Origin of the sequence: Syntrophomonas sp. UBA1041, assembly GCF_002316705.1 — a bacterium.
Taxonomy (GTDB): domain Bacteria; phylum Bacillota; class Syntrophomonadia; order Syntrophomonadales; family Syntrophomonadaceae; genus DTU019.
Genome location: NZ_DCEA01000008.1, coordinates 1 through 1,067 on the forward strand (window position 1 = coordinate 1; position 1,067 = coordinate 1,067).

A 1,067-nucleotide genomic window follows, 5' to 3' on the forward strand; every position below is an offset into this window, starting at 1 on the left:
GTAATCCGGGGTAACCGCCTGCACCACAAAACCATTCTGCAAAAAATAAACTGCCGTTAGCGATAAACCCAAAACAATAACAATGAGAATCAGTCCAATGATTAATTTATAACTGCTCATCGCTGCCCTCCTTTTGAGCCTTCCGGCTGGCGCTGAATACAACCGGCTGCTACTGCAGTTATTTCCATATCACTGTGTAAATTTCCTCCGGAAATATAGACATCGGCGGCAGACTGTGGTTGGACGGCAACGGATGACGTACAGCTGCAACACATCGTAAAACTGACATACTATTGTCAAAACATTGCGCTATAATGATTGCAGATACAAGCAATTACAGTAATCCGGCAAAGGGGGATTTCTATGCTTGAACTGCCCGAAGCGGTCGTCTTGGCCCGCCAGATTAATGAAAACATTTCAGGCAAGCGAATTATCTCGGCCACGGCCAATCACTCGCCGCATAAATTCGCTTGGTACACAGGTGATCCTGCCGATTACAACGAGCGTTTGGCGGGTAAGACTATAGGCACAGCCGTCGCCTATGGAGGTCACGTCGCGATTGCAGCCGATGAAATGATCATCATTGTGAGTACCGGTCTGCGCTGGCATAGACCTGAAGAGCGCCTGCCCCAAAAACATCAGCTGTTGCTGGAATTAGATGACCGCACGGCACTGACTGCCACTATTCATATGTGGGGCGTCCTATTTTGTCTCCGGGACGGTGAAGATGGTGGAATGTTCGATATAGCAGCCGCCATGAAAAAACCCTCTCCGCTAACGATGCAGTTCGACCGGACTTATTTCGACGCTTTATTGCAGGATGGCGCAACAAATCTTTCCGCTAAGGCATTTCTTGCCACAGAACAACGCATTCCCGGCCTTGGTAATGGTGTGCTGCAGGATATACTCTGGAAGGCGCGTATCCACCCAAAACGCCAAATGTCAACCCTTTCTGCACCGGAGATGCGAAACATGTATGATGCCGTTAAATCGATACTACGGGAAATGACCGAGCTGGGAGGTCGTGATACCGAGCGTGACCTGTTTGGGAATTTTGGGGGCTATGT

Annotated in this window: 1 protein-coding gene; it reads left to right on the forward strand. The window is 49.1% G+C overall.

Annotation, left to right across the window (positions count from 1 at the left end; all coding sequences use genetic code 11):
* Window positions 1–363: 363 nt before the first annotated feature.
* A partial coding sequence (locus B2633_RS01665; protein WP_483168809.1) for a DNA-formamidopyrimidine glycosylase family protein occupies window positions 364–1,067 on the forward strand: 704 nt, incomplete at its 3' end.